This is a genomic window from Cohaesibacter marisflavi, from assembly GCF_963665895.2.
GTDB classification, from domain to species: Bacteria; Pseudomonadota; Alphaproteobacteria; order Rhizobiales; family Cohaesibacteraceae; genus Cohaesibacter; species Cohaesibacter marisflavi.
Genome location: NZ_OY762534.1, coordinates 3,458,212 through 3,483,674 on the forward strand (window position 1 = coordinate 3,458,212; position 25,463 = coordinate 3,483,674).

Annotated in this window: 21 protein-coding genes; 14 read left to right on the top strand and 7 right to left on the bottom strand. The window is 55.8% G+C overall.

Features of this window, described 5'->3' with window-relative positions; translation table 11 throughout:
- Positions 1–15: 15 nt before the first annotated feature.
- The 3 genes from ACKPCT_RS16520 to ACKPCT_RS16530 all read right to left on the bottom strand — a co-directional run bounded on the left by ACKPCT_RS16520 (position 16) and on the right by ACKPCT_RS16530 (position 4,666).
- Complete coding sequence (locus ACKPCT_RS16520; protein ID WP_319567441.1) at positions 16–540, bottom strand: GNAT family N-acetyltransferase; 525 nt, start codon at positions 538–540, stop codon at positions 16–18.
- On the bottom strand, positions 540–3,437 hold the full coding sequence (polA, locus tag ACKPCT_RS16525; protein WP_319567442.1) for a DNA polymerase I: 2,898 nt from the start codon (positions 3,435–3,437) through the stop codon (positions 540–542). The genes ACKPCT_RS16520 and polA overlap by 1 nt, the downstream gene beginning before the upstream one ends.
- 179 nt (positions 3,438–3,616) lie before the next feature.
- On the bottom strand, positions 3,617–4,666 hold the full coding sequence (locus ACKPCT_RS16530) for an acyltransferase family protein (protein WP_175528187.1): 1,050 nt from the start codon (positions 4,664–4,666) through the stop codon (positions 3,617–3,619).
- Positions 4,667–5,171: 505 nt separating this feature from the next.
- Between ACKPCT_RS16530 and ACKPCT_RS16535 the strand changes: the two genes are divergently transcribed.
- The gene (locus tag ACKPCT_RS16535; protein ID WP_319567443.1) at positions 5,172–7,430 is read left to right on the top strand and encodes a transglycosylase domain-containing protein; all 2,259 of its coding nucleotides are present in this window, start codon (positions 5,172–5,174) and stop codon (positions 7,428–7,430) included.
- 73 nt (positions 7,431–7,503) lie between these two features.
- Here the strand turns inward: ACKPCT_RS16535 and ACKPCT_RS16540 are convergent, their stop codons facing one another.
- From ACKPCT_RS16540 to chvE, 3 genes are all read right to left on the bottom strand, one after another.
- Entirely contained in the window at positions 7,504–8,262 is a 759-nt protein-coding gene (locus ACKPCT_RS16540) for a M48 family metallopeptidase (RefSeq protein WP_090075122.1), read from the bottom strand.
- Between the two features lie 81 nt (positions 8,263–8,343).
- Entirely contained in the window at positions 8,344–10,128 is a 1,785-nt protein-coding gene (locus ACKPCT_RS16545; RefSeq protein ID WP_090075123.1) for an ABC transporter ATP-binding protein, read from the bottom strand.
- A gap of 213 nt (positions 10,129–10,341) precedes the next feature.
- Positions 10,342–11,385, bottom strand: coding sequence for a multiple monosaccharide ABC transporter substrate-binding protein (gene chvE / locus ACKPCT_RS16550; protein ID WP_090075187.1), 1,044 nt, complete (start codon positions 11,383–11,385; stop codon positions 10,342–10,344).
- A gap of 754 nt (positions 11,386–12,139) precedes the next feature.
- Here chvE and urtA point away from each other — a divergent pair.
- From urtA to ureG, 12 genes are all read left to right on the top strand, one after another.
- Positions 12,140–13,420, top strand: coding sequence for an urea ABC transporter substrate-binding protein (gene urtA, locus ACKPCT_RS16555; protein ID WP_394705157.1), 1,281 nt, complete (start codon positions 12,140–12,142; stop codon positions 13,418–13,420).
- Positions 13,421–13,508: 88 nt separating this feature from the next.
- Positions 13,509–15,122: an urea ABC transporter permease subunit UrtB gene (urtB, locus tag ACKPCT_RS16560; RefSeq protein ID WP_319567444.1), complete on the top strand. Its 1,614-nt coding sequence runs from the start codon at positions 13,509–13,511 to the stop codon at positions 15,120–15,122.
- A complete protein-coding gene (gene urtC, locus ACKPCT_RS16565; RefSeq protein ID WP_319567445.1) occupies positions 15,122–16,285 on the top strand; it encodes an urea ABC transporter permease subunit UrtC in 1,164 nt (387 codons plus the stop codon). Before urtB ends, urtC begins: the two co-directional genes overlap by 1 nt.
- Entirely contained in the window at positions 16,282–17,043 is a 762-nt protein-coding gene (gene urtD / locus ACKPCT_RS16570) for an urea ABC transporter ATP-binding protein UrtD (RefSeq protein WP_319567446.1), read from the top strand. The genes urtC and urtD overlap by 4 nt, the downstream gene beginning before the upstream one ends.
- A 2-nt stretch (positions 17,044–17,045) precedes the next feature.
- Positions 17,046–17,795, top strand: a complete 750-nt coding sequence (gene urtE / locus ACKPCT_RS16575; RefSeq protein ID WP_319567447.1) for an urea ABC transporter ATP-binding subunit UrtE — start codon at positions 17,046–17,048, stop codon at positions 17,793–17,795.
- Positions 17,796–17,823: 28 nt separating this feature from the next.
- Positions 17,824–18,651 carry an urease accessory protein UreD gene (locus ACKPCT_RS16580; protein ID WP_319567448.1) on the top strand — a complete coding sequence of 276 codons (828 nt, stop codon included), beginning with the start codon at positions 17,824–17,826 and terminating at the stop codon, positions 18,649–18,651.
- A gap of 17 nt (positions 18,652–18,668) precedes the next feature.
- On the top strand, positions 18,669–18,971 hold the full coding sequence (locus ACKPCT_RS16585) for an urease subunit gamma (RefSeq protein WP_090075129.1): 303 nt from the start codon (positions 18,669–18,671) through the stop codon (positions 18,969–18,971).
- Between the two features lie 10 nt (positions 18,972–18,981).
- Positions 18,982–19,287 carry an urease subunit beta gene (locus tag ACKPCT_RS16590; RefSeq protein ID WP_090075130.1) on the top strand — a complete coding sequence of 102 codons (306 nt, stop codon included), beginning with the start codon at positions 18,982–18,984 and terminating at the stop codon, positions 19,285–19,287.
- Positions 19,287–20,999, top strand: a complete 1,713-nt coding sequence (gene ureC, locus ACKPCT_RS16595; protein WP_319567449.1) for an urease subunit alpha — start codon at positions 19,287–19,289, stop codon at positions 20,997–20,999. Before ACKPCT_RS16590 ends, ureC begins: the two co-directional genes overlap by 1 nt.
- Before the next feature lie 85 nt (positions 21,000–21,084).
- Positions 21,085–21,657 (top strand): urease accessory protein UreE, encoded by a 573-nt coding sequence (locus ACKPCT_RS16600; RefSeq protein WP_319567450.1) that lies wholly within the window; start codon positions 21,085–21,087, stop codon positions 21,655–21,657.
- A gap of 202 nt (positions 21,658–21,859) precedes the next feature.
- Positions 21,860–22,378 (top strand): urease accessory protein UreF, encoded by a 519-nt coding sequence (locus ACKPCT_RS16605; RefSeq protein ID WP_407652494.1) that lies wholly within the window; start codon positions 21,860–21,862, stop codon positions 22,376–22,378.
- Positions 22,375–23,013, top strand: a complete 639-nt coding sequence (gene ureG, locus ACKPCT_RS16610; protein WP_319567451.1) for an urease accessory protein UreG — start codon at positions 22,375–22,377, stop codon at positions 23,011–23,013. The genes ACKPCT_RS16605 and ureG overlap by 4 nt, the downstream gene beginning before the upstream one ends.
- 94 nt (positions 23,014–23,107) lie before the next feature.
- Here the strand turns inward: ureG and ACKPCT_RS16615 are convergent, their stop codons facing one another.
- The gene (locus ACKPCT_RS16615) at positions 23,108–24,373 is read right to left on the bottom strand and encodes a urate hydroxylase PuuD (RefSeq protein ID WP_319515010.1); all 1,266 of its coding nucleotides are present in this window, start codon (positions 24,371–24,373) and stop codon (positions 23,108–23,110) included.
- 148 nt (positions 24,374–24,521) lie between these two features.
- Here ACKPCT_RS16615 and ACKPCT_RS16620 point away from each other — a divergent pair, with 148 nt between their 5' ends.
- On the top strand, positions 24,522–25,451 hold the full coding sequence (locus tag ACKPCT_RS16620) for a LysR family transcriptional regulator (RefSeq protein ID WP_319567452.1): 930 nt from the start codon (positions 24,522–24,524) through the stop codon (positions 25,449–25,451).
- Positions 25,452–25,463: the final 12 nt, after the last annotated feature.

Genomic DNA, 25,463 nt, shown 5'->3' on the forward strand with positions numbered 1-25,463 from the left:
GCCACTCTTGAGTGGCTATTCTCCGATCATCCATTCCAGCACCAGATTGTCAGACTTCCACATGGGACCTGAATCAGTGAACGATCCGATATTCTTTCCCCCCATGACATCATAAAAGCGAATAGCAGGAGAATTATCTCGAACAACAGCGAGAGCGGCGCGTGTAAAGCCCGCTTTGGCGAGTTCTGAAAAAGCTAGATCCAGCAGTTTTCGGCCAAGGCCTGTTGCTCTGGCCTCTGGCGCAACATAGAGATGTTTAATCTCTCCGGCTCCATTGAACGCCTCATGGCTTGGAGGGCCAAAAGCAAGCAGACCGACAATCTCTCCCTGTTGCTCGGCAACCCAAGTCTGCTGTCCCGGCTTGGGCTGGGAGAGAACCGCCTGCCATGTCGGGCGGCGGCGGGCCTCATCCAGTGCATCAATGGCTTCTTTGGGCGCCATCGCGCTGTAGGTGTCACGCCAGAGGCGGACATGAAAGGCAATCACAGCAACAAGATCAGCGATCTGAGCCATACGAATAACTGCGATCTCTTTTCTCATCAATGCGCTTCGTCCCAGTTGTCGGCCGCTTCAGCGTCTACCTTCAGAGGCACGCTTAGTTGCAGAGCGGGCATGGGGGCGTTTTCCATGATCGTGCGAACGACCTTGATGGTGTCGTCGACCTGGCCTTCCGGCACTTCGAAGATCAATTCGTCATGGACTTGCAGCAGCATGCGGGCCGAGAGCGAAGCATCACTCAGAGCGTCTTCCATGCGGACCATGGCACGGCGCAGGATGTCGGCGGCCGAGCCCTGAATGGGGGCGTTGATGGCGGCGCGTTCCTGAAAATTGCGCATATTGGGATTCTTGGAATTGATCTCCGGATAATGGATCTTGCGGCCGAAGATGGTCTCCACATAGCCCTGCTCGCGAGCGGCCTTCTTGGTGGCTTCCATATAGTCGCGGATGCCGGGGAAGCGCTCGAAATAGGTGTCGATATAGGTCTTGGCTTCGCTTCGGGAAATGCCGAGCTGGTTGGCCAGCCCGAAGGCGGAAATGCCATAGATGATGCCGAAATTGATGGCCTTGGCGCGGCGACGGGTGGCGGCGTCCATCTCATCGAGCGGCACATGGAACATTTCAGACGCCGTCATGGCGTGAATATCGAGGCCATCCTCGAAGGCTTTCTTCAGCTGCGGAATGTCGGCCATATGCGCGAGCACGCGCAGCTCGATCTGGCTATAGTCAGCCGAGATCAGCTTGTTGCCATTTTCGGCCACGAAAGCGGTGCGGATCTTGCGGCCCGCTTCGGTGCGCACCGGAATATTCTGAAGGTTTGGATCAGACGAGGCCAAACGGCCCGTGCTGGTCGCGGCGAGTGAATAAGAGGTATGGACGCGCTTGGTCTCGGGGTTGATAAAATGGGGCAGCGCGTCGGTATAGGTGCTCTTGAGCTTGGAGAGCTGGCGCCATTCCACCACCTTTTTAGGCAATTCATGGCCTTCGGCTGCAAGATCCTCAAGCACACTGGCCGAGGTGGACCAGGCTCCGGTCTTGGTCTTCTTGCCACCGGGCAGGCCCATTTCGCCAAACAGAATATCGCCCAGCTGCTTGGGGCTGCCGATATTGAAGGGCGAACCAGCCAAGCCGTGGATTTCCTCTTCCAATCCGGCCATGCCTTGGGCGAAAGTGCCCGATAGCTGAGACAGGATCTGACGATCAACGGAGACGCCGCGCTTTTCCATGCGGCGCAACACTGGCAGCAGCGGGCGCTCCAGCCTCTCATAGACCGAAGTCATGCCATCGGCCGCAAGGCGAGGCTTGAGGATCATCCAGAGGCGCAGGGTCACGTCGGCGTCTTCAGCGGCATAAGGGGTGGCTTTTTCCAGCTCCACCTTGTCGAAGGTGATCTGGCTTTTGCCACTGCCAGCCACTTCCTTGAAAGGAATAGGCTTATGGCCGAGCCACAGCTCGGAAAGTTCGTCCATGCCATGGCCATGCTTGCCAGCATCAAGCACATAGGAGAGCAGCAGCGTGTCATCAAACGGCGCGATCTCGATGTCATAGCGCGAGAGTAGCAGCGTGTCATATTTGAGATTCTGGCCGATCTTGAGGATGGAAGGGTCTTCCAGCATGCCCTTGAGAGCGGTGACGGCTTCGGTAAGTGGGATCTGACCTTCCACCAGTCCACCGCCAAACATGTCTCCATCGCCCGAAACATGAGCGAGTGGGATATAGCAGGCCTTGCCCGGTTCGGTTGCCAGCGACACGCCGACCAGATTGGCCTGCATGGCATCAAGGCTGTCGGTTTCGGTGTCTACCGCGACATAGCCGATGCGTTTGGCTTCATCGAGCCAGACTTGCAATTCTTCCATGGAGCGCACGGTCTGGTAGCTCTGATTGTCAATCGGCAGCGCGCCGATATCGGCGGCCATCTTGGCTGCAAGATCCAGCGGCCCGGGGGTCTTGTCGCCATCAACAGCGTCTGCACTTTCGCTAGCCGCAGCCGGATCTGCGGCCTCCCATCCTGCCACCTCAAGGCTTGTCGCTTCCACTTCTGCAGCTTCGGTTTCTGTCGCTTCGGCAACGCGGCGTGTGAGCGTGGTGAATTCAAGCGCCTTGAGGAACGAGACCAGCTTGGGCCCTTCCAGATCGCAGCAGGCCAGCGCATCAAGGCCGAGCGGCAACGGCACATCGCGCTTGAGATAGACCAGCTCTTTGGAAATACGGGCCTGCTCGGCAAATTCGATGAGATTCTCGCGGCGTTTCTTCTGCTTGATGCCGTCCGCCTTCTCCAGCAGAGTTTCCAGATCGCCATATTCGTTGATGAGTTGGGCGGCTGTCTTTATACCGATACCGGGTACGCCGGGCACGTTGTCGACAGAATCGCCCGCCAGCGCCTGCACCTCGACCACCTTGTCGGGAGAAACGCCAAACTTCTCGGCGACCTCTTCTTCGCCGATACGCTTGTTCTTCATGGTGTCGACCATCATGACACCGGGGCGGACAAGCTGCATCAGATCCTTGTCAGAGCCGATGATGGTTACATCGGCCCCTTCGGCCAGCGCCTGTTCGGAATAAGTGGCGATGATGTCATCCGCTTCATAGCCTTCCAACTCGATGCAGGCGATGTTGAAAGCCCGCACGGCGTCGCGAATAAGACCAAACTGGGGGACGAGATCTTCCGGCGCCGGAGGACGCTGGGCCTTGTATTGATCATAGATCGCGTTGCGGAAGGTATCGCCCTTGGCATCGAAAATCACGGCGACATGGGTGGGCATCACGCCAACAATGCCCTTGTCTCCATCGGCAATCAGCTTCCAAAGCATGTTACAGAAGCCGGAAACCGCGCCCACGGGCAGCCCATCGCTCTTGCGCGTTAATGGCGGCAGGGCGTGATAGGCTCGAAAAATATAGGAAGATCCGTCAATCAAAAAGAGATGTGGTTTTTCGGACATTGGAATTTCCCTTTATTGCCTCTGCTGGATGCCACGCGCTGTGCGAACAAACCATGATCATAATGTCATGAGACCTTAGCGCATGCATGAGGGCAATGAAAAGGGCAAAAGAAAAAGCTCCCGAACAGATCATCTGTCCGGGAGCTTTTGTTAAGAAGATTTGCTGCGCGGTTCTTTGCCTATTCAGCGGGAACGGTGATCTGTTTCTTCTCTTTTGTCAGCTTTGCCCATTGAGGACGCACATAGAGGAAGGTGCCGATTTTCACGCGCATGACCACTTCATACATCAGGATCGCGCCGATCACGGCGGCCATGGAGACGATCAGCGCGGACAATCCAGGATCGCCATTGCCGAATTTCATCACGAGTATGCGCGTCACACCCATAGGCAGGAAGAAGCCCAGATAGATGGGCAGCGAGTGGCTACCCAGATAGCGGAAGACCTTTGCCAACGCACGACCGGGGGCAAATTCGGTGATGATGCCCATGAAGTCGACAACCGCCATGAAGCCAAGCACGCCCATGATGATGGCGACCGGAACGATCTCGCCATAGCCGAACCAGACAACAAGCCCATTTGCCACGGCCCAGACGACGAGCCCGAGCACGGAAGCAAGCTTCTGTTCACGCGCCGAATGCGCAAGCGCGAACCAGATGTCTCGCCCGAAATGGCCCGCAAGGAAGAAGACATAATATTTCGAGAAGAAATCAATCAGTTCGATGCCGGTCGCCGTCAGCATGAATTTGCAGGCAATCGCAATGGCAAACTGCAGCAGCATCGGCAGTGGACGCATCAGCCGCAGGGCAAGGAAATAGAAAGGCAGCAGATAGATGAACCACAGCGGACCAAACGGCTGCACGAAAGACAGTAGATAATAGAGGCCCGTTTCATGCGCGCCAAACTCCTGCACGAAGAAAGGCGCCTTGAAAATGAACTCAATGCTCATCCAGAGGAAATAGAAATAGCCGAAATGGAAGAATTTCTTGTCCAGAAAGACTGGCCATTCCTTGACGATGGCGCGAGCCGCAAAAAGCCCGGCAACGGCAAAAAAGACCGGCATCCGAAATGGAGTGGCATAGGTCAATATCGGATGCATCCAGCCTTCGCTGCCCAGATATTTCTCAACGCCATTGATGGAATGCATGACGACAACAAGGAGGATCGTCAACCCTTTGGTCAAATCAACCCAGTCTACATGTTGCTTTGTGTTTAGATCCCGGTTTGTCAAAACTAGCCTCATGCGCCACTTAATGAAATGGCTCTAATGTTCAATTCTTTGAAAATTATTTTAAATAAATGACGGGTTTTTACTTAAAAATCTCCCTAATTATTACCTTAACCTTAACAAATTTAATAAACGACTGAAACATATAGATAATTTTCGGTTCACAACTATTTGATCCAATTGCATTAATATTTCATTAACCATAGTTTTTACAATTTTTGAGACAGGGCCCTTGTCTGGTCGCCTACTCTTGCTTGTCTAAAGTGCTTGTGAATGACGCCAAGACAGAATTATTGTTAACAAGACCTTTGGGATCGCCGCGCTAGGATGGTACACGCGAGGCACAAAATCCATGCCTGTGGGCCGCCCCATTCATGAATTTGCCTCAATATGTGACCATAGTCCCATGCTGACTTTCATAGGCTCTTCTGAGCTGATCGATCCAACAAGAAACGTCTGTCGCAAGCCAGTCTTGCGAGGACTATGAATAGAGACTTTGCCGAACATCATGACGTCGCAACGCAGTTCTTCCCATCCGGGCTCCCTGAGTGACATTCGCCTGAGCGATGAAGACAAAAGCCACCCCGGCTCTTCTTCAAAACGAGCAGCGAGACGAAAAAAGCGCACCGACGGAAAGCCCGGACCGCGCAAAGCCAAGGCGCAAGGAGCACGAGGAGCTGCGGGCAGAGGCGGCGGATCAGGTGGAGGAAACTCTGGAGGCGGTTCCGGCGGTGGGGCTGGCGGAGGACGTCGCCCATCAGGAGGTGGCCGCAAGCCTTCAGGCAAAAAATCCTCCGGTAGTCGGTCGGCGCGACGCTCGTCGCTGCTGGGCAAACTGTTTCGCTTTGGTCGACGCGTCGCCTATTGGCTGGTGATTGCCGGCATCTGGGGCTCGATCGTTGCCGGTGGCATCATTCTCTATTATGGCGCCAAGCTACCGCAATCGACCGACTGGAAGATTCCGGATCGTCCGCCCAATGTGCAGATTGTCTCGCTGGATGGCGGCCTGATTGCCAACCGGGGCAAGACCGGAGGGCAAAAGGTGAGCATTTCAACGATGCCGCCCTATCTGGTTGATGCCGTGGTGGCGATTGAGGATCACCGCTTTTTCCATCATTTCGGCTTTGACCCCATTGGCTTTACGCGCGCGATGGTGACAAACATCATTCGCGGTCGCGTGTCGCAAGGGGGCTCGACGCTGACCCAGCAGCTGGCCAAGAACCTGTTCCTCGAGCATAAGCGCACCATCGAGCGAAAAGTGCAGGAGCTTATTCTGGCCATCTGGCTGGAAACCAAATATTCCAAGCAGGAGATACTGGAAATGTATCTCAACCGGGTCTATCTGGGCTCGGGAGCCATTGGCGTGGATGCGGCTGCACGGACCTATTACAACAAACCAGCTTCCATGCTGACTCTGTCTGAAGCAGCCACCATTGCGGGCCTGCTCAAGGCGCCGTCTCGCCTTGCGCCCAACAAACACCCGAAGGCAGCCCGGGCGCGCGCCAAGCTTGTTTTGGCGGCCATGGAGCGGGAAGGTTTCATCACGCCGGAAGAGCGCAAACTGGCCCTCACCCAAAGCATTGATACGGTTGCACGCCACCGCTCCAGTTCGCTCAACTATATTGGCGACTGGGTGATGGAGCAGCTGCCCGATCTGATCGGAGAGGTCAACGAGGATGTGATTGTCGAGACGACCATCGACTTGCGCATGCAAACGCTGGCCGAGAATGCCATTGTCGATGCCCTTGATGAAAAGGGCAAGAAATATGGCGTAGAACAGGGCGCCCTTGTCAGTGCCACGCCGCAAGGGGCCGTTCGGGCGCTGGTTGGCGGCAAGTCCTATCGCGAGAGCCAGTTTAACCGTGCGGTCAATGCCAAACGTCAACCGGGCAGTGCTTTTAAGCCCTTTGTCTATCTGACATCTCTTGAATTGGGCAACCGGCCCGACAGCATGCGCGTGGATGGTCCGGTTTCCTATGATGGCTGGACGCCGCAAAACTATTCCAAGAAATATATGGGCCAGATTTCCCTGCGCAAAGCGCTGGCGCTTTCGATCAACACCATTTCCGCACAGCTGACCTTTGAGGTCGGACCTGCGCAAGTGGTGGAAACAGCCCACAAGATGGGCATTCAGTCGAAACTGGCGAACAACCTTTCGATTGCGCTGGGCACAAGCGAAGTGACGCCTTTGGAACTGGTCGGGGCTTATATTCCTTTTGCCAATGGCGGCTCACGCGCCACTCCTTATGTCATCCAGCGGGTTGTCACCAAAGAAGGCAAGGTGCTCTATATCAACCCCAATATTCCGGGACCGCAGGTTATCAAACCTGAAATCCTTTCCATGATGAACCAGATGATGCAGGAGACCCTGATTACCGGCACGGGTAAAAAGGCCATGCTTTCGGGCCGTCCGGCAGGCGGCAAGACCGGCACCAGCCAGAATTATCGCGATGCCTGGTTCGTGGGCTACACCGCCAATCTTGTAACCGGGCTATGGTTTGGCAATGATGATGGCTCCCCGACCAAACGCGCATCAGGTGGGAACCTGCCTGCAGAAACCTGGAAGAAATATATGGTTGGCGCGCATAATGGCATGGCGGTCGCCGGTTTACCGGGGGTCAGCATGGAGCAGATCGCAGAAACCCGTCGCAGAGCTGGTGGCGAGAAAAATCCATGGATCAACCCAGATCTTCTGCCTGAAGGACAGAATTCCATGCCTCTGCCCAAAGAGCGCAAGGGCCTTCTGGAACGCCTGTTCGGCAACTAGCGGGATCGGTTATCTGATTAAGTGAAAGATGAGAAGGCTGGCCTCTCCTTCGCACAATGCGGAGCATGAGAGGTCAGTCGTCAGCCTCGACCCCATAGGAATGCAACCTGCGCCCCTGATCGCGCAACCATGCCTGCCCGTCTTCATAATTGGGGCAAATGGTCTCGACGTGGCGCCAGAAACGATCGGAATGGTTCATCTCGCGCAGATGGGCCACCTCATGGGCTGCCAGATAGTTCAGAACGAAGGATGGCGCCATAATCACCCGCCAGGAAAAAGACAGGGTACGGTTGGCGCTGCACGAGCCCCAACGGCTGGTGGTATCCTTGATACGGATCGATGCGGGTTTGACATCCAGTGCGGCCGCATGACGGGCAACCGCTTCTTCCAGATCCTTGCGTGCCTGCTTCTTCAGCCAGTCCGTCACGCGGCGGGCCATGTGGGATTCATTGCCCGAGACCAGCAGGATGCGGCCCTCTTCCAGCTCGAGAAGACGCACGGTGCCGCGGGCGACATCATTATGCTCAAGGGTGTGGGACAAACCGCGCACAGGGATGACCGCCCCATGCTCGAAGGGCACATTGGGTGCTCGGGCCTGTTGTCTGTCGACCAACCAATTGACGTTCTTCTGCAGAAAATGGAGGATCTTGCTTTCGCCAAGGCCCGGCGGACAGGTCGCCACCGGCTCGCCCGTCTTGCTATCAAGACGCAAGATCAAGCGCTTGGCGCGCGCGTTGGGCTTCAGGCGCACCTCTATCTTGCGGCCTTCATGATGCAGATAGACCGTTTCGGGCAAGCGCGCACGGCGTCCGGTCGAAAGCAGTTTTCTCAAAAGAGCATCATCTCCCTATAGCGCTGGTAGCAGCCGGAACCCGGCTGCCCAGCAATGCGCGTCCTTTGCGCCGCGAAACGCCTATTTCTTATATTGCAGATTGACGAGGCTGGCGTAGAAGCCGTCTTTGCCCAAAAGCTCGTCATGGCTGCCTTCTTCGATCAGTTGACCATCTTCGATAACGCAGATCTTGTCCGCATTGCGGATGGTCGACAGGCGATGGGCAATCACCAAGGAGGTGCGGTTTTCGCTCAGGCGCTCAAACGCGGCCTGCACCTTGGCTTCCGATTGACTATCCAGCGCCGATGTCGCCTCGTCCAGCAACACGATGGGGGCATTCTTGAGCATGGCGCGCGCAATGGCCACACGCTGCTTCTGCCCTCCGGACAGGGAGGTGCCGTTTTCGCCGATCTGAGTGTCATAACCCTGAGGTTGCGCCATGATGAAGTCATGCGCAAAGGCGTTCTTGGCCGCCGCTTCCACCTCATCATCCGTCGCATCCATACGCCCGAAGCGGATATTCTCACGGATCGAGCCGGAGAAAAGAACCGTATCCTGCGTGACCAGCGCGATATGCTGGTTCAGAGAAGCGATGGTGCAATCGCGGATATCGACACCGTCGATCACGATGCGCCCTTCGCTCACGTCATTAAAGCGCTGCACGAGCCCCATGATCGTGGATTTGCCGCCACCTGAAGGCCCCACAAGCGCGGTTGTCTTGCCGCCTGGAATGACAAGGGAGAGGTCCTTTAGGACCGGTTCATCGTCCCCATAGGAGAAGGAAACGGCTTCAAATGCAATATCGCCGTTGGTGACATTGAGTTCTCCGGCACCGGCACGCTCGATAAGGCGAGTTGGCCTGTCCAAGATTTCAAACATCAGGCGCACGCCAACAAGCCCACTTTCCATATTCACCTTGAGGCGACTGAGGCGACGCGCCGGGTCTGCTGCCAGAAGCAGAGCGGTGAGGAAAGAGATGAATTCCCCGGGGCTCTGACCACCAATGATGGTGCGCCAGCCGCTATAGAGGATCACCAGTGCGATGGCAAAGCCACCCAGCGTCTCGGTCATCGGGTTGGTGCGGGCAGTCAGCGTCGCAATCTTGTTGGCCCGCTTTTCAACCCCTTCGATGGCATCATCCATTTTGGCAGTCATGATGCCTTCCATCCCGAAGGTACGGATAATGCGGAAGCCCAGCGCACTTTCCTGCATGGTCTGGGTGGTCTGGGTCAGCGAGATGAACTGCTCCTTGGCAATGCGCTTCACACGGCGCACCAGCATGGAAATCATGATGACGGCAGGCGGTGCCACAACAAGGGCGATGAGCGAAAGCAGTGGATCCTGAAACACCATCACGCAGACAAGGCCAATCAACGAAAGAGCGTCGCGCCCGATGCTGGTGATGAGAACATCCATCACCGCACGCGCTGCGGTCGCGTTGTGGGAGATGCGGGTGATCAGTTCGCTTGAAGGGAAATCATGGAAGAAATCAGCCCCTTGCGAAAGGAAATGGCGATACATCTTGCGCTGCTGATCCGCCACGATCGCGTTGCCGATATGGGCCAGAATGGTCGTCTGCCAATAGGTTGCCAGCCCCTTGGCGACGAAGATCACGATGACCGCGCCAGAGATCAGCCAGACCTGATTGAAATCCTTGGAGACAAAGATGCCGTTGACAATGTCCTTCATGATCCATGCGCTCAATGCCGTCGTTCCGGCAACCACCGCCATCAGAATAAAGGCGAGGATATAGCGCTTGTAATAGATATGAAAATTTTCAGACAGGAGCCGGTAAATGAGATACCGGGAATTGCTTTGATCTGAGAAGAGGCGATCCCTAAGGGTCCGGATGGTTTCGGCTATCATGCCATTCCTTCATTCTTCCAGTGGTATTTCACCAAACAGCACAGGAAGCCAATGTCATCGAACATGTTTGTAACTAGGCCCTACTTATCGTGTTTCCTTGCGTTGTGAAAGGGAAATTGGTCATTTTGCGTGAATATGCGCCATCCATCCAGATACAGAAAGGGCGGCAGATGAAACACCGCCGCCCCGAAGCTGGATAATATCTACCAGGTTTTACTCCTGAAACTGATCTTCGGAATAATATCCGCTGTCGATCAGGATTTCTTTCCAGTTGTCTTTGGTCACTGCGACTGGCTTGAGAAGATAGGATGGGACGATCTTTTCGCCGTTGTCGTAGGTTTTGGTGTCGTTGATTTCTGGCTCTCCACCATTCAAGATCGCATCAACCATGCCTACGGTTACACCGGCCAAAGCACGCGTATCCTTGAAGACGGTTGAGTATTGTTCGCCCTTGAGCATTGCCTTGATGTTGGCAACTTCGGCGTCCTGACCGGTAATGATCGGCATTGGCATGTCTTTGGTGCCATAGCCAACGCCCTTCAGCGAGGAGATCACGCCGATTGCAAGGCTATCGTTCGGAGAAAGAACACCGTCGATTTTCTTGTCGGTGTAGAAGGCAGACAGCAGGTTGTCCATGCGGGCCTGAGCGGTTGCTCCATCCCAGAAGAGCGTGCCAACCTTGTCCATACCCATCTGGCCGGAAACCACTACGAGTTTGCCGCTATCCAGATATGGCTGCAGAACAGACATGGCGCCATTATAGAAGAAATAGGCATTGTTATCGTCTGGGGAACCACCGAAGACTTCAATATTCAGAGGGCCTTCTGCGTTTTCGATGTCGAGACCCTTGAGCAGGGATTCAGCCTGAATGACACCAACCTGATAGTTGTCGAAGGTGGCATAATAGTCAACATTGGGGGACTCACGGATCAAACGGTCGTAAGAAATGACCTTGATACCGGATTCCGCAGCCAGATCCAGAGCACTTGAAAGTGCTGTGCCATCGATCGATGCGATAACCAGCACATCCACACCCTTGAGGATCATGGTTTCGATCTGACGCAGCTGCGTGGCGACATCATCGCTTGCATATTGCAGTTCGGCGTCATAGCCAGCAGCTTCGAACTGTTTGACCATGTTGTCGCCATCATCAACCCAGCGCGCCAGCGACTTGGTCGGCATGGCGATTCCGACGGATCCCTTGCTTGCTGCTTGTGTCAATGAAGAAGAAAAAGAAAGACCGAGCGCCAAGGCCATGGCGCCAACAGTCGCTGATTTGATCAGCTTACTAAGTCCCAGCATAGATACCTCCCTTGCCAGAAAAACTTGTATATGACTTTACAGACGACATTTTTTTCCAGAATTCCCCAACCCCAGAAAGCTGCCTGTCCATATTGCCCACTCAAGTCCTCCTGCGAGTGAGCGCCTCTTATTATTTTTATATCTTAAATTAATTCAAGGGAATTCGTATGGTATCCACCGGCATAATTGAGAATATGCCTTCCATACGTAATATTATTTCTTTTTCTTGCAATTATTGTAAATTCAAATACTTTGTCGCCCGCTAATATTTTTTTTTCAAAATTTAATTCGATCACCGTTCATCCAATTGGGTGGCCTCGTCAAACTGTCTAACCTGCTGCGATCCATGCGCGCAATGGAAGGAAGGAAGGAAGGAAGCCAGCAAAAGCCAAAAAGATGACGGCCTCTACCACTTGCGGAATAAGTTGGTTCTTGATGCAATCGCCAAATCCAAGAAATGCCCAATTTTTGTGCATATGCTTGCGGCCATAGCCGCCATATCGGGCTTTTACTAGTTGTTTTTACTTATATTCAGACACTTACCCAACGGACTGGCAGCGACAGCTTCCATGTTTCGATTTTAAACGACATTTTTTCAAAGTCTTACCAAATTATTAAAACAAAATGGAACGATAGGTACATTTTGGCACAACCATTGCAAAACACCTTCCATCACCACCAGATGGAGTTATAAAAAGTGTCTTCCAGAATTTCACATTTTGCTGCTGCCCTTGCTCTGACCACATCCTTGATCTCTGCTTCTGCAGCCTTTGCAGAAGAGACCATCAAGGTCGGTGTCCTGCATTCTCTTTCCGGCACCATGGCCATTTCCGAAACCACCCTTAAAGACGCCATGCTGATGCTCATTGAAGAGCAGAATGAAAAAGGCGGCCTTTTGGGCAAGAAGCTAGAGCCGGTTGTTGTCGATCCCGCATCCGACTGGCCGCTCTTTGCTGAAAAGGCCCGCGAGCTGATCGACGTCAACGACGTCTCCGCCGTGTTTGGCTGCTGGACCTCGGTTTCCCGCAAGTCTGTCCTGCCCGTTTTCGAAGAATTGAACTCGATCCTGTTTTACCCGGTGCAGTATGAGGGCGAGGAATCCCAGCGCAATGTGTTCTACACCGGTGCCGCCCCGAACCAGCAGGCCATTCCTGCGGTTGACTATCTGATGGAACAGGAAGGGGTGGAACGCTGGGTTCTGGCTGGCACCGACTATGTCTATCCGCGCACAACCAACAAGATCCTTGAAGCCTATCTCAAGGCAAAGGGTGTCGCCGCCGAAGACATCATGATCAACTATACCCCATTCGGGCATTCCGATTGGCAGACCATCGTTTCCGACATCAAGGCCTTTGGCGAAGCTGGAAAGAAGACCGCCGTTGTCTCTACCGTCAATGGCGATGCCAATGTGCCATTCTATAAAGAGCTGGCCAACCAGGGCATCAAGGCGGAAGACATTCCCGTGGTCGCCTTCTCTGTGGGTGAGGAAGAACTCGCTGGTCTGGACACCGAGCCGCTTGTAGGCCATCTGGCCGCATGGAACTATTTCCAGTCAGTCGATTCCGATGCCAACTATGAATTTATCGACGCCTGGCACGCCTTCACTAAAGACGAAAACCGCGTCACCAATGACCCGATGGAAGCCCACTATATCGGCTTTAACATGTGGGTCAAAGCGGTTGAAAAAGCAGGAAGCACAGATCCGGATGCCGTCATCGATGCGCTGCCGGGTATTTCCGTGCCCAACCTTTCTGGCGGCTACAGCGCCATGATGCCGAACCATCACATCACCAAGCCGGTGCTTATCGGCGAAATTCAAGATGATGGCCAGTTTGACATCGTATACGAAACTCCGGGTCTGGTGCCGGGTGATGCATGGTCGGACTATTTGCCCGATTCTGCGAAGCTAATCTCCGATTGGCGCGCGCCTCTCTCTTGCGGCAACTTCAACACCGAGACCAATGAATGCGGCGGCAAGGGCGCTGAATAGCGCTTCCGACGCACTCTAACACCCGACATGTCCCCGGTGGCGGTTTGTCCGTCTGCCGGGGAAGACATGTTTAGCAAGAGAGATTTTTATGACAGTCCTGCGTGCCCTGCTTGTTTGTCTTGTCACTCTCCTGGCTTCCTATTCCACCATACCTGCTGCCATGGCCGATGATCTCAAAGATGCGATCAATGCGCTGGCCGAAGGAAGCCTCAAGGATAGAGAAGCCAAGGTAGACGCCCTGTTGGAGACCGGAGACGACACGGTCGTACCAGTGCTCACCTATCTGGCGGAGGGAGACCTCTATTTCCGCAAATCCGATAAACAGGTGTTTCTGGCCGATAAAACCGGTCGGACCTTTAGCCTGACGGATCCGATCAGCGGCGATGTGATCCCTGATATTTCCAAAAGAGATATCAAGAAGGTGCGCGTCAACAACAATTTACGGCGCCAGATCCGGGACGGCCTGAGCCTCTTTGCGCTCAACAGCCGCGACCCGGCCAAACGCCTTGCTGCGGCAGAGACCATCTACAAGGCGCAGGATGCAAGCGCCCTGCCCGCCATTGAAGCGCGCCTTGCCAAGGAACAGGACGCACAGGTCATCGCCTTTCTGCAGGAAGCCCGCGCCGGATTGACGCTGACCTCGGATGCGCCAGAAGAGGCCAAGCTTTCGGCCATCGAAATCCTCAGAGACAAAGGCGGACGACAAGCGCTTTCCATTCTCAATGAAGCGGCAGAGACAAGCGAAGGGGCCGTCAAGGATGCCGCATCCCGCGCCATTGTTGCCATTGAGCGGATGTTGGCCATCTGGAACGGGGTGCAGAATATCTGGTATGGACTCTCTCTGGGCTCCGTTCTGCTGCTGGCATCCATCGGCCTTGCCATCACCTTTGGCGTGATGGGCGTCATCAACATGGCCCACGGGGAAATGGTGATGCTCGGTGCTTACACGACGTTTGCCGTACAGCAGGCGGTCCAGACGGCGGCGCCAGGCCTGATCGACTATTCGCTCCTTTTTGCCATCCCCGCCGCCTTTCTGGTCGCTGGTGCCGTCGGTTTCGTGCTTGAGCGCGGCATCATTCGCTTTCTCTATGGCCGCCCGTTGGAAACCCTGCTGGCGACATGGGGTGTTTCGCTCATTCTGCAGCAAGCCGTGCGCACCATCTTTGGCCCAACCAATCAGGAGGTCAGCAATCCGGGCTGGATGTCCGGCGCCGTCGAACTGGCTGGCCTGTCTTTGACATGGAACCGCATCTGGATCTTCTTCTTTGCCCTTGCCATGTTCGGGCTGCTGTTTGCACTGCTCAAACGCACACCGATGGGCTTGCAGATGCGTGCGGTCACACAAAACCGCAACATGGCCTCTTCGCTCGGGGTCAAAACCCCGTGGGTGGATGCCTTTACCTTTGCGCTTGGTTCCGGCATTGCAGGCATCGCCGGGGTGGCGCTCAGCCAGATCGGCAACGTGTCGCCCAATCTCGGCCAGAGCTACATTATCGACAGCTTCATGGTCGTGGTGTTTGGCGGGGTGGGCAACCTTTGGGGCACGCTGATCGGCGCCCTGACACTGGGTGTTGCCAACAAGTTCCTTGAACCCTTTGCCGGTGCGGTTCTGGGCAAGATCCTTGTGCTGGTCTTCATCATTCTCTTCATCCAGAAAAGGCCACGCGGTCTGTTCGCTCTTAAAGGAAGGGCCGTGGAATAATGATTTCAGCGTTTCTGTTTCGTGGCCTTGCGGGGCGCATTGCGTGGGTCGCAGCCTTCATCGCACTGCTTGGCATTCTCGTGCCCCTCAGCAATTTGATGCTGCCATCCGATCATGCTCTTTATGTGCCTGATTATATCGTGTCGCTGTTCGGCAAATATCTCACCTATGCCCTGCTGGCAATGGCGCTGGATCTGGTGTGGGGCTATTGCGGTATTCTTTCGTTGGGCCACGGCGCCTTCTTTGCCCTTGGTGGCTATGCCATGGGCATGTATCTGATGCGCCAGATCGGTTCCCGTGGCGTCTATGGCGACCCGATCCTGCCGGACTTCATGGTCTTCCTCAACTGGAAGGAACTGCCATGGTACTGGTATGGCTTTGATCAATTCTGGTTTGCGGCCATCATGGTGCTCGCCATCCCGGGCCTTTTGGCCTTTGTGTTTGGCTGGTTTGCCTTCCGTTCGCGGGTTACCGGCGTTTATCTCTCCATTATCACACAGGCCATGACCTATGCTCTGTTGCTGGCCTTCTTCCGCAACGATATGGGCTTTGGTGGCAACAATGGCCTTACCGACTTCAAGGATATTCTGGGCTACACACTTCAGAATCCGGCGACTCGCGCCGGGCTGTTTGCTGCTGCGGCTTTTGCGCTCTCTGTTGCTTTGGTCATCAGTTCAGCCATCGTGCGATCGAAATTCGGCAAGGTGCTGCTCGCGACCCGCGATGCGGAAAGCCGCGCCCGCTTTCTTGGCTATCGCGTCGAGCATGTGAAGCTATTTGTATTCACTCTGTCGGCCATGATGGCCGGCATCGCCGGAGCTCTTTATGTGCCGCTCGTTGGCATCATCAATCCGGGTGAATTTGCCCCGGCCAACTCCATCGAAGTGGTTATCTGGGCCGCTGTCGGCGGACGCGGTACCCTGATCGGCCCGATCATTGGCGCCATAACGGTCAATCTGGGCAAAAGCTGGTTCACGGCCCAGTTCCCGGAATATTGGTTGTTTGTGCTGGGGGGGCTATTTGTCGCCGTGACGCTCTTCATGCCGAAGGGCATTCTTGGCACCCTGTCTAGCTTTTCAGACAAGGTGAAATCTCTCAAACCCGCCCCCAAACCTTCTCAGACTGAAGCAGGCGAAATGCGCAAGGAAGGGGAAGCATCATGATAGACTCCAACACTCAGGTCACCTCCACTCTCCTCTATCTGGATGATGTGTCAGTTTCCTTTGATGGCTTCAAGGCGATCAATGGCCTGTCCCTCGCGATCGAACCGGGCGAAATGCGGGCCATTATCGGCCCTAACGGCGCAGGCAAAACCACCATGATGGACATCATCACCGGCAAAACCCGCCCTGATACCGGAGATGTGCTGTTTGAAGGCCAGATGGACCTCACGCAGCATGACGAGACCGAGATCGCTCAGGCTGGTATTGGCCGGAAATTCCAGAAGCCAACCGTATTCGAAAGCCAGACCGTGCGTGAGAATCTCGAGCTGGCGCTTAGTGGCAGCCGTGGCGTCTGGGCTTCGCTCTTCTATCGGGAAAGTGAAGCGGATGCCGCCCGCATCGAGGAGATCCTGCAAACGGTGCGCCTTCAACAACGCGCTCACGAGTTGGCCTCGGATCTTTCGCACGGACAGAAGCAATGGCTCGAAATCGGCATGCTGCTGGCGCAGGACCCCAAACTCCTTCTGGTTGATGAGCCGGTCGCAGGCATGACGGATGCCGAAACGGTGGAAACAGCCAAGCTGTTGCGCGAAATTTCCAAAACCCATTCGGTCATCGTCGTCGAGCATGACATGGGCTTTATCCGTGATCTTGATGTCAAGGTCACGGTTCTGGCCGAAGGATCGGTTTTGGCGGAAGGGTCGCTGGATCATGTCAGCGCCCATCCGGACGTTATTGAAAGCTATCTGGGGCGATAATCATGAGTGAAGCAATGGAACAGACATCCCCGGATACGGCTACGGGCAATCCCGTCGCCCTTTCCATCGACGGGATCGACTTGCATTATGGCGCGGCACAGGCTCTCAGAAACATTTCTCTGGAGGTGGAAACTGCGAGAATTACCTGCGTTCTGGGACGCAACGGGGTTGGTAAGACCTCCATGCTGCGGGCCATTGTCGGACAACATCCGGTGAGCAAGGGCAAAATCATTCTGGGCGGGCATGATGTCACCAAGGCCCCGCCTTATGCCCGCGCAGGTCGTGGCATCGCCTATGTGCCACAAGGACGTGAAATTTTTCCCCAGCTGACGGTAAGGGAAAATCTCGAGGTTGGCTATGCCCGTCTGCCCCGCAAGCAAAGGTTTGTCGACGAAGAGATTTTCGATCTCTTCCCGATTCTCAAAGACATGCTTTCGCGTCGGGGTGGCGATCTTTCGGGCGGACAACAGCAGCAATTGGCCATTGGCAGAGCCTTGGTCACCCGCCCGAATATTCTCGTATTGGATGAACCGACCGAGGGCATCCAGCCCTCCATCATCAAGGATATCGGTCGCGCCATCACCTACCTCAAAGAGGAAAAGGGAATCGCAATTCTATTGGTCGAACAATATCTTGATTTCTGTCGTGAGCTGGCGGATGTTGTCCATATCATGGACCGGGGCGAGATCGTGCATTCAGGTCCTGCCGAAGATTTGGACAAGGAACATGTACGCAACCATCTCACCGTCTAATGCTCCTTCTGAGGCTAATTCTGGCGCAGTGTCTGCGCAAAGGACGAGCGGCACCGGTCGTGTCAGTTTCAAAGCCAATGACGAGGGGCAGACCAAACTGGATCGCCTCTACCAGCAGGGGTGCGCCAAGATTCGTTTGCCCAAGGTTTATGGTGGCAAGGCAGCCGAGGCCGTTCTGATCAACAGCGCTGGGGGGCTTACCGGCGGCGATGTGGTCAACTGGCATGCCACCGCTGCAAGCGATACCTATGCGGTGCTGACCACACAGGCCTGCGAGAAAATCTACAAGGCCGACAGCGATGTCGCTCGCGTTGGCAACCATCTGAGCGTGGCCGATGGCGCCCGCCTCGACTGGCTGCCACAGGAAACCATTCTTTATGACCGCGCAGGCCTTGCGCGCTCCCTTGATGTGCATCTGGAAGGCAGCGCCCGGTTTCTGGCCGTGGAAAGCCTGCTGCTGGGGCGCATCGCCATGGGAGAAGCCCTTCACAGCCTTGCCTTCAGCGACAATTGGCGCATTCACAGGGACGGTAAACTGATCCACGCTGAAGCCCAGCGCCTTGAAGGCGACGTGGCGCATATCGGTGCAGCGGATGCTGTCTTGTCTGGTCATCTGGCGCTCGCCACCCTTTGTTATATCGGGCCCGAGGAGAGCGATGCGATGACCGCGCTGATGGAAAGTGGCCGCACCCTTATGGCGCCCTTTGAGGGCTGTTCCGTTGGGCTTTCGAGCTTTAACGGCAAAATTCTTGCACGCCTTACGGCAATAAACGGCATGGCGCTGCGCGCAGCGCTCATCCCATTGATTTCACATTTCCGGACCGGGGAACCTCTCCCGCGTGTCTGGACGACCTGAACAGGAGAGGAAGCGTCATGAATTTGACCCCGAGAGAGAAGGACAAACTTCTCATCGCCATGGCTGCAATGGTGGCCCGCCGACGCCTTGAAAGGGGCGTTAAGCTCAACCATCCCGAAGCGGTAGCGCTCATCACCGACTTTATCGTGGAAGGCGCGCGCGACGGGCGCACCGTTGCCGACCTGATGGAAGCGGGAGCCCACATAATCAGCCGGGCTGAGGTGATGGAAGGCATTGCCGAAATGATCCATGACATTCAGGTGGAAGCCACTTTCCCCGACGGGGTGAAGCTGGTTACCGTCCACGAACCGATCCGCTAAGGAGGACACCATGATTCCGGGTGAAATCATCACAGCTGCAGGCGACATTGAACTCAATGCCGGTCTGGAGGTCACCGAACTGGACGTCTCCAACACGGGCGACCGTCCGGTGCAGGTTGGCTCCCACTATCATTTCTATGAAACCAACCCATCCCTGTCCTTTGATCGCGACGCCGCGCGTGGCAAGCGCCTCGACATCGCTTCGGGCACAGCGGTTCGCTTTGAGCCGGGCCAGACCCGCAAGGTCAAGCTGATCCCGCTTGAGGGCAATCGCGAGGTCCATGGCTTCCGCGCAGAAATCGGAGGGGCACTCTAATGGCATATACAATTTCCCGCGCTGCCTATGCAGACATGTTCGGCCCCACCACCGGCGACAAGGTGCGTCTGGCCGACACCGAGCTTTTCATTGAAGTCGAGAAAGACTTCACGACCTACGGCTCTGAAGTGAAATTCGGCGGCGGTAAGGTTATCCGTGATGGCATGGGCCAGTCTCAGGTCGCCCGTGCTGACGGCGCCGTGGATACAGTCATCACCAACGCCCTGATCGTTGATTATACCGGCATCTATAAAGCTGATATCGGCCTCAAGGACGGCGTCATCTGTGGCATCGGCAAGGCGGGCAACCCGGACACCCAGTCCGGCGTGGACATTATCATTGGCCCGGGCACCGAAGCCATTGCAGGCGAAGGCAAGATCATCACTGCAGGCGGCATGGATGCCCATATCCACTTCATTTGCCCTCAGCAGATCGAAGAAGCGCTGATGTCCGGCATCACCACCATGCTTGGCGGCGGCACCGGTCCGGCCCATGGCACGCTGGCCACCACCTGCACGCCGGGGCCATGGCACATTGCCCGCATGATCGAAGCCTCTGACGCCTTCCCGATGAACCTTGCCTATGCGGGCAAGGGTAATGCCTCCAAGACCAAGGCGCTGGAAGAAATGCTGCTGGGTGGCGCAGCGGCCCTGAAACTGCATGAAGACTGGGGGACCACGCCTTCGGCCATCGACACCTGCCTGTCTGCGGCCGATGCATTTGACGTGCAGGTGATGATCCACACCGATACGCTCAATGAATCGGGTTTTGTGGAAAGTACAGTTGATGCCTTCAAGGGCCGCACCATCCATGCCTTCCATACCGAAGGCGCGGGCGGCGGCCATGCTCCGGACATCATCAAGATATGCGGCATGGACAATGTGCTGCCATCGTCCACCAACCCGACCCGTCCCTACACGGCCAACACCATTGCCGAGCATCTCGACATGCTGATGGTCTGCCACCATCTGGATGCCAACATCCCGGAAGACGTTGCCTTTGCTGAAAGCCGTATCCGCAAGGAAACCATCGCGGCGGAAGACATCCTGCACGATATGGGCGCCTTCTCGATCATCTCATCGGACAGTCAGGCCATGGGCCGTGTTGGCGAAGTAATCATCCGCACCTGGCAGACAGCGGACAAGATGAAGAAGCAGCGCGGCAAGCTGAATGTCGAGACCGGTGACAATGACAATGAGCGCGTCAAGCGCTACATCGCCAAATACACCATCAACCCGGCCATCGCGCAGGGCATGAGCAAGCATATCGGCTCCATCGAAGTGGGCAAACGCGCCGACCTCGTGATGTGGGATCCGGCCTTCTTCGGCGCCAAGCCAAATATGGTGCTGATCGGCGGTTCGATTGCTGCCGCGCCGATGGGTGATCCGAATGCCTCCATCCCGACACCACAGCCGGTGCATTACCGCCCGATGTTCGGTGCCTTCGGCAAGGCCCTGACCAACAGCTCGGTGACCTTCGTATCACAGGCTGCGCTGGATAATGGGCTTCCGGACAAGCTGGGCACAGCCAAGCAGATGGTTGCGGTCGAGAATACCCGCAGCGGCATTTCCAAGGCGTCCATGAAGCTCAATGATGCCACGCCGGAAATCTCTGTCGATCCGGAAACTTATGAAGTACGCGCCGATGGTGAGATTCTCACCTGCGAGCCAGCCAGCGAATTGCCTATGGCCCAGCGCTACTTCCTGTTCTGATCCGGCTCTTGCCCGACAGACACATACGCCATCATATCCCTGCCCGGGCCAGCCCATGCAGGGATATGTCTTGAAAGGATAGGACATGCCGATATTAAAAGCGGGCAGCATTCTGCCAAAGGGTAGCTACTCTCAGGACGCCTTTGACACCATCACGCTGGATGAAGAAGACCGCTACCGTCGCCGCATTCAGCTGACCAGCGACAATGGCCTTGATTTCATGCTATCGCTGGCCAAAGCCACGCGCATGGACCATGGTGATGGCCTGCTGCTGGAAGACGGGCGTGTCATCAAGGTGTTGGCAAGACCTGAAGAGCTATATGAGGTGCGCGCGGAAAGCCCGCTGGCGCTGTTGCAACTGGCATGGCATCTAGGCAACCGTCATCAGCCGGTGGAGATTTATGAAGACCACTTGCGTATTCGCAAGGATGCCGTAATCGCTGACATGCTGGAAGGTCTGGGTGGCAATCTGGGTGCCGTGACGGCTCCCTTCTCGCCCATGAGCGGTGCCTATGTCAGCAAATCAGCGGGAGCTCACAGTCATCATCATGGACATGGGCATGGGCATGGACATGACCATGGGCACAGCCACGACACTGCGCATTCCTATGGTCATTCTCATGATCACTCCCATGATCAGGAGCCCCATGAGCATTGATCCCGAGACCATCGCTGAGCCTTGCGTGCTTGCCAACTCTGCCCATCAGCAGGGAACGGTCCTGTTGCGCCTGTTGACTTGGCTCTCCCCTGCCTTTCCCCTTGGCACCTTCAGCTACAGCCATGGGCTGGAAACCGCGATCAGCGAGGGGATTTGCCATGACATGGGCAGCGTTGGCGACTGGATTGAACATCTCGTCACCATGGGCAGTGCAAAGAGCGACGCCATATTGCTGGCTCATGCCTGGCGCATTGGGTCGAGCGACATGAATGCCCTGATTGAGCTGAATGATCTGACTTTGGCCTTATCGGCCAGCAAGGAGCGCTATGTGGAGACCAGTCAGCAGGGCATAGCCTTTTTCAAGGCCAGCGCGGCATGGCCGACCAGATTGCAAGAACAGATCAAGCAGACTAGGCCGGACGCCATCGCTCTCCCCGTCATCATGGGCGCCACAGCCAAAGAACATGGCATTGATCTTGGCACCATTCTGCCTGCGAGCCTGCATGCCTTTGCCTCGAATCTTATTTCCGTTGCCATGCGGCTGGTTCCGCTTGGGCAGTCCGACGGGCTGAAATTGCAGGCGCGTCTGGAAGCGGCAATCCTTGCCAGCGCCGACGACGCTGCTGCAGCTGGCCTTGAGGATCTGGGGTCGAGCTGCTTTCATTCCGATATTGCCGCCATGCGGCACGAGACGCTTTATACAAGGATTTTCCGGTCATGACTTCACACAGCACCCCAGACAGCTACGCAGGACCGATGCGTATTGGCATCGGCGGTCCGGTCGGCTCGGGCAAGACGACGCTCACCGAAAAGCTTTGCCTTGCCATGCGTGACCGCTTTTCCATTGGGGTTGTCACCAATGACATCTACACCAAGGAAGATGCCGAAGCGCTGGTGCGCAAACAGGCCCTGTCAGAGGATCGCATCATAGGCATCGAGACCGGCGGCTGCCCCCATACGGCCATTCGCGAAGATGCCTCGATCAATCTGGCGGCCGTCGATGAACTCTGCGCCCGGCATAAGGATCTCGATTTCATCTTCATCGAATCGGGTGGCGACAATCTGGCGGCGACCTTCTCACCCGACCTTGCCGACCTGACGGTGTATCTCATTTCGGTCGCGCAGGGCGACGACATCCCGCGCAAGGGCGGACCAGCCATTTCACGCTCGGACCTGCTTCTGATCAACAAGTCCGATCTGGCCCCCTATGTCGGAGTGGATCTTGACCGCATGAAGGAAGACGCAAAGACCGTAAGAGGGGGCAAGGCTCATCTCTTTACCGATCTCTCGCGCGGGGTCGGCGTGGACGAGGTGGTTGCGTTCCTTTGCAAGAAATCCGGATTAGAGCTGGAATAGGCCGACCAGCACAACAGGCATGAAAAAAGGCTCGCACAGGATGCGGGCCTTTTCCATTTGGAGCGATGCTTGGTCATATCATCTGATCTTAGGCTTAGCCTTTTTGCGCGGCTTTGTACCAGTTGATGATCGTCCGGCGCTCTTCCGGCTCCATGAAGGTCACATTGGCGGGCGGCATGGCGTTGGTGGCGCCCGCGTTGATATAGATTTCCCGCGCCGCTCGAATAATGCGGGCCTCATTGTCGAGATGAATGCCACGGGGCGCAGTGCCGATGCCTTCCCACGCCACTTCGTCTGCATGGCACATGGAGCAGCGGCTAATGACGATATCGGTCACCTCTTCAAAGCCTGCCGCATTGGCATATTTCATTTCATAATCAGAGAGCGTTTGGCTGAGTTCTTGCTCCTCATCCATATAGTCCTCATCGCTTTCATAGATGGTCGGAATGAGCGAAATCCAGACAATCGCAAGGAACAGAACAATGGTTGCCGGTATGGTCCAGTAAGGGTTGCCCTTGCGGGCATGGCGGGTGTTGAACCAATGCCGGATGGTGACACCCATCAGGAACACCAGCGCCGCGATCACCCAGTTATAGGGCGAGGCAAAGGCCAGCGGATAGTGATTGGATAGCATCAGGAAGATCACCGGCAGGGTGAGATAGTTGTTATGGGTCGAGCGCAGCTTGGCGATCTTGCCATATTTGGGGTCCGGCGTGCGGCCTGCCTTGAGGTCGGCCACCACGATCTTCTGATTGGGAATGATGATGAAGAACACATTCGCCGTCATGATGGTCGCGGTGAAGGCCCCCAGATGCAGCAGCACGGCGCGTCCGGTGAAGACATGATTATAGCCCCAGCCCATGGCCACCAGCAGCACAAACAGCAAAACCATCAAAAGCGTCGGCTTTGCATCAAGGCTTGATTTGCAGAGGAAATCATAAACCAGCCAGCCGATGGTCAGGGAACCGGCGGAAATGAGAACGGCCTGCCAGACCTCCAGCTCCATTTTGGACTGGTCGATCAGAAACAGATTGGCTCCGGCCCAATAGGTCACCATGAGCAGCGCCGCACCGGACAGCCAGGTGGAATAGCTCTCCCATTTGAACCAAGTCAGATGCTCGGGCATATGCTCGGGCGCAACGAGGAACTTGCGGATATGGTAGAAGCCGCCGCCATGCACCTGCCATTCTTCGCCATGGGCGCCGACCGGCAGATTGGGGGCCTTGCGCAAGCCCAGATCCAGCGCGATGAAATAAAAGCTCGATCCAATCCAGGCGATCGCGGTGATCACATGGGTCCAGCGGACGGCAAATTCCAGCCAGGACCAGATGAGCGGTTGCAACAAGTCAAAATCAAGCATCCCAAAACTCCAAATTCAATCTTTTGCTCCCCCTCTGGCGACCTCTATAAGGCCTTTTTGTCACTCTATTGCAGCGACGTATTTTCTGGTATGAAGAAAAAGACTGATCAGATTCAAAAAAAACAAGAAAAAGCGATGGCCATACGCCATGTCCTATTTTGATAATATTAAAACCTTCGTTCGTGTTTTTGAACTTGGCTCCATGTCGGCTGCCGCCCGCGACCAGCGGATTTCGCCCGCCGTGGCTTCGGCTCGCATTTCACAGCTGGAAGACCATCTCAATGTGCGCCTTTTCCAGCGCACAACCCGTATGCTGACCCCGACAGAGCAGGGCAAACTGTTCTATCCTGGCGCCTGCCGCATCCTTGAAACCATCGAGGAAGCCGAAGCGCTCGTTTCCAGTGTTACGCTCAAACCGCGCGGCTCCATTCATGTGGCGGCTCCCCTTGGCATCGGGCGACGGCTGGTGGCCCCTGCCGTGCCGGACTTCAAGAAACAATTCCCGCTCATCGATGTGCGCATGCGCCTTTCAGATCGCAAGCTGGATGTGGCTGCCGAGGGACTGGACGTGGCCTTCTTCCTTGGTGTGCCTGAGGATTCCAACCTGCGGATTCGCAAGATCGCCGATTGCCGCCGTGTGCTCTGTGCCTCTCCCTCCTATATCGAAACCCATGGTGAACCAGAGAATGGTGAAGCGCTGGCCGGACCGGATCATGCCTGCCTCAATCTGCGCTATCCCGGTGCGCCGGAGTTCCAGTGGCCCTTGCAGACCGAAGATGGCGTAAAGCGCTTTGCCGTATCCGGCCCGTTCGAATCAGACGATGGTGACGTGCTGACAGACTGGGCGCTGCATGGTCATGGCATCATTCTGAAGCCGGAATTTGAAGTTTTGCACTATTTACGCACCGGTCAGCTGGTGCCGATCCTGACCCAGACGCCGCCAATCCCGATCCAGATGGCCTGCCTTTATTCTCATCGTCGGCGGCAGGACCCCAAGATTCGCCTGTTTATCGACTTCATCGCAGGCCATATTCGCACAGTGCTGGCCGAGCAGGAAAAAGAACAACAGACCGACTAGCGTGAGACGCCT

Excerpts from the sequence above, each read along its gene's own strand:
- ACKPCT_RS16520 (WP_319567441.1), bottom strand. The coding sequence starts at position 540 with ATGAGAAAAGAGATCGCAGTTATTCGTATGGCTCAGATCGCTGATCTT.
- polA (WP_319567442.1), bottom strand. The coding sequence starts at position 3,437 with ATGTCCGAAAAACCACATCTCTTTTTGATTGACGGATCTTCCTATATT.
- ACKPCT_RS16535 (WP_319567443.1), top strand. The coding sequence starts at position 5,172 with ATGACGTCGCAACGCAGTTCTTCCCATCCGGGCTCCCTGAGTGACATT.
- ACKPCT_RS16545 (WP_090075123.1), bottom strand. The coding sequence starts at position 10,128 with ATGATAGCCGAAACCATCCGGACCCTTAGGGATCGCCTCTTCTCAGAT.
- chvE (WP_090075187.1), bottom strand. The coding sequence starts at position 11,385 with ATGGCCTTGGCGCTCGGTCTTTCTTTTTCTTCTTCATTGACACAAGCA.
- urtB (WP_319567444.1), top strand. The coding sequence starts at position 13,509 with ATGACAGTCCTGCGTGCCCTGCTTGTTTGTCTTGTCACTCTCCTGGCT.
- urtC (WP_319567445.1), top strand. The coding sequence starts at position 15,122 with ATGATTTCAGCGTTTCTGTTTCGTGGCCTTGCGGGGCGCATTGCGTGG.
- urtD (WP_319567446.1), top strand. The coding sequence starts at position 16,282 with ATGATAGACTCCAACACTCAGGTCACCTCCACTCTCCTCTATCTGGAT.
- urtE (WP_319567447.1), top strand. The coding sequence starts at position 17,046 with ATGAGTGAAGCAATGGAACAGACATCCCCGGATACGGCTACGGGCAAT.
- ACKPCT_RS16585 (WP_090075129.1), top strand. The coding sequence starts at position 18,669 with ATGAATTTGACCCCGAGAGAGAAGGACAAACTTCTCATCGCCATGGCT.
- ACKPCT_RS16590 (WP_090075130.1), top strand. The coding sequence starts at position 18,982 with ATGATTCCGGGTGAAATCATCACAGCTGCAGGCGACATTGAACTCAAT.
- ureC (WP_319567449.1), top strand. The coding sequence starts at position 19,287 with ATGGCATATACAATTTCCCGCGCTGCCTATGCAGACATGTTCGGCCCC.
- ACKPCT_RS16600 (WP_319567450.1), top strand. The coding sequence starts at position 21,085 with ATGCCGATATTAAAAGCGGGCAGCATTCTGCCAAAGGGTAGCTACTCT.
- ACKPCT_RS16605 (WP_407652494.1), top strand. The coding sequence starts at position 21,860 with ATGGGCAGTGCAAAGAGCGACGCCATATTGCTGGCTCATGCCTGGCGC.
- ureG (WP_319567451.1), top strand. The coding sequence starts at position 22,375 with ATGACTTCACACAGCACCCCAGACAGCTACGCAGGACCGATGCGTATT.
- ACKPCT_RS16615 (WP_319515010.1), bottom strand. The coding sequence starts at position 24,373 with ATGCTTGATTTTGACTTGTTGCAACCGCTCATCTGGTCCTGGCTGGAA.
- ACKPCT_RS16620 (WP_319567452.1), top strand. The coding sequence starts at position 24,522 with ATGTCCTATTTTGATAATATTAAAACCTTCGTTCGTGTTTTTGAACTT.